2 protein-coding genes are annotated in these 3,067 nt (G+C 73.3%); both read right to left on the minus strand.

Annotation, left to right across the window (positions count from 1 at the left end):
• Positions 1-63: 63 nt before the first annotated feature.
• Positions 64-2,187: a LamG domain-containing protein gene (locus ACFWEP_RS33580; RefSeq protein ID WP_387375923.1), complete on the minus strand. Its 2,124-nt coding sequence runs from the start codon at positions 2,185-2,187 to the stop codon at positions 64-66.
• Between the two features lie 148 nt (positions 2,188-2,335).
• On the minus strand, positions 2,336-3,067 hold a 732-nt coding region (locus ACFWEP_RS33585), incomplete at its 5' end, for an FAD-dependent oxidoreductase (RefSeq protein ID WP_387375925.1).

Here is a 3,067-nt window from a genome sequence, read left to right on the forward strand (position 1 = left end):
GCGGACGGTGCTGCGGGCGGTGCTGTCCGGTACCGGTTGACCGGGCCAGGTGGTGCGGGTGTCTCAGGCGATGGGGCCGGTGCCGCGGCCCAGCAGCGCGATCAGGCTTCCGGGCAGTGCCCCGGCATAGACCTCGACCTCGTCGATGTCTCCGTGCAGATAGTCGCCATAGCTCTCGGAGGCCCGGGACCGGCCCACCTGCAACGGGCCCTCGCCGTGCAGACCGTCGGCCGAGTGCGCCGGGGCCCCGGCGGCGGTGCCGTCGACGTAGAGGGTGATCGTGTCGGCCTGGTCGTCGTAGACGACCGCCAGCCGGGTCGGGCTGTCGGGCATGGCCCGGTGCGAGGCTATGACCGTGCTCTCGCCGGCCGCCCCGCTCCCCGGTACGACCAGCTGCCAGGCCTGCGGTGCCGGGTCGTAGCGGAGCTGGAGGGCGTCGGCCCCCTCTCCCGCCAGGGAGAGGACGGTCATGGGGTGGGCGGGGACGGCATCCGCCAGCCGGACGACGGTGCTGACGGTGAAGCTGTCCCCGGTGTCCACGACCGGTACGTCGGTGGCGGCCCAGCCGGTCTCACCGTCCAGGTGCAGGTGGCCGTGCCCGATCAGAGCGGGCTCGACCGGAACGCAGTCCGGGTCCCACCCGCACGGGTCGTCGGCGGGGGTCGTGTACAGCTCAGCGCCTGTCGGGCTCAGCCGCAGTGGTGCGCCGCCGTTCTGCTCGGGGCTCGTGCCGTCCGCCGCGGTCTCCAGCGCCCAGTACCCGCGCGGCTGCGGTGTCCGGTGGGCGAGGGCCGTGGCCTCCTCCGGCACCACCACCCGGTCGTGGACCTGGATTTCGCCGAGGTCGCCGTTCCAGCGGTTCCGGTAGCCGACCGGGCCCTTGGCGCGGCCGATCTGGAAGGAGCCGGCCTCCTCGGCGGGGGTCGCCGTGACGGGGGTGCCGGGCTCGGTCCCGTTGACGTAGAGGTGAGCCAGGCCGGTCTCGGCGTCGTAGATGCCCAGCAGGTGGGCCCACTCGCCCGTTTCCGGCGCGCCTCCGGTGACGTGGGCGCCGCCCACAGTGAACGACCACGTCGGGGCGGAATCCCCGCCGTTCAGGCCGAGAGCGAACGCGGCCCGGGCCCCCGCGTCCTGGCTGACGATCGTCATGGTGCGGTCGGTCCGTCCCGGACGTGCCCAGCCGCTGACGGCGAAGGTGCCACCGTCCTCCACGACCGGAACGTCCGGGGTCAAGAAGCCGTGCCCGCCGCCGTCCAGGTGGGCCGTGGACGTGAGGGAGGTGAGGGTGGGCGCCGGGCCGCCGAAGGTCACCCCGGCGCCGGCGCGGGCATCGGCGCCCGAGGCGGCAGCGGCGGACCCGGACCCGGCCGCGTCGGCGAGGGTCCAGCGGGCAGTGGGAGCACGGCCGGCCTGCACCGCGACGGTGTAGGCCGTTTCCCGGCTGCTGTGGCCGGCCCGGTCCACCGCGTAGACCGACAGGGTCGTCGGACCGGACTTCGTCGGGAGGCGGCGGACGGTCGCGGGGCCGCCCGTTTCGGCCGGGCTCACGTACTGCGGGTTCTCACCCGTGAACCGGTACCGGTACGACACGACGTCGGGTGACGGGGAGTCCAGAACGAAGGTGCCGTAGACACCGACGCCGTCCTGCCACCCCTCCTCGGAGTAGTCCGGCGACGTGATGACAGCGGGTTCGGGCGGAGTGTCGTCGTAAACGAAGCGGCAGGCCGCACCGCCGTTTTCGGAGCTCCAGGCGGAGGTGGCGCTACCGTCGTCCGCCCGGACGTGCCAGGAGACGACCGTGTTGGCCGGCACCTCGTCCGGCATGCGCCAGACCTGCTGGATTCCTGACGTCCCGGTGGCGGCCGGGGTGTAGGCCAGGCGCTGTTCGGTGCCGCTGGGGTCCGTCCACCAGGCCTCGAATTCGGCCTGCACCCGGTTGGCTTCGGACGGCTGGTTGTCCGCCTCGGAGTCGTGGAGGACCGCGGAGAGCACGGGAGGCCCGGAGACGTACGTCTCCGCCTCACCGGTTGCGCACGCGCCCGTCCCGGTCAGCAGATCGTTGATGCGCGGCTGTTCGGGCGGCACGTTGTTCGCCGCGTACGCGGCGCCGCTCCCGGTTGCGAGGACCACCGCGACGGCGCACCCCATGGCCAGGATTCCGGTGGTTCGTCGTCTTCTGTCCGACACGCTGCTCGTCCCCCCAGGGAAAGATATCCGTGCAGGTTGCAAGGATCGTTGGGAGGCTAACAGCGCCAACTGACAGTCCTGTAGGGGATTTACGGTCCGTGGACGGAGCTGCGTCCGTCCACGGACAGCAGGGACCCTGCCGGGCCGGTCAGGATGCCGTCTCCGGCGTCGGGGCCGGGGCCGGGGCCTTCCGTTCCACGACCGGCCGCCGTCGCGACGGCACGCCGAGGGTGGGGTTGGCGACTCCCCAGGCGGCGCCCTTGCAGACGACCTCCTTGTAGAAGGCGGCGAGCCGTCCGGTCAGGGCCGCGCCGACGGCGCGGTCGTCGGCGGTGACGTACTGGATGAGGCCCTCCTTGCGGCCCAGCGAGACGCACTGGTTGAAGTAGCGGGCGGACGGCTCCGGGATCTTGTTCCCGGTGAGACGGGCGGCGATGGTGTCGGCGGCCTGCCAGGCGACGGGGACGCCCGAGGCGCAGGACATGCGCAGCGGCTTGTCGCCGGGGCCGATGGCGTGGGCGGCGTCGCCGATGGCGTACACGTCCGGGTGCGAGACCGAGCGCAGCGTCCTGTCGACCACGATCTGGCCGGTGCCGGTGACCTCCAGGGTGCTGGCCTCCGCGATCGGGTGGACCGCGAAGCCGGCGGTCCACACGGTGACGGCGGCGGGGACGGCGGTGCCGTCGGCGGTGACGACGTGGCCGGCCGCCACCCCCTCGACGGTGGTGTGCTCGTGGACGGCGATGCCGAGCTTGTCGGTGACCCTCCGCAGGTGGCGGCGGCCCTTGGGCGAGAGCCAGTCGCCGAGTTCGCCGCGTACGGCGAGGGTGACGCCGAGGTCGGGGCGGGCCTCGGCGATCTCGGTGGCGGCCTCCACGCC

This window comes from Streptomyces sp. NPDC060198, from assembly GCF_042728415.1.
Classification (GTDB): domain Bacteria; phylum Actinomycetota; class Actinomycetes; order Streptomycetales; family Streptomycetaceae; genus Streptomyces.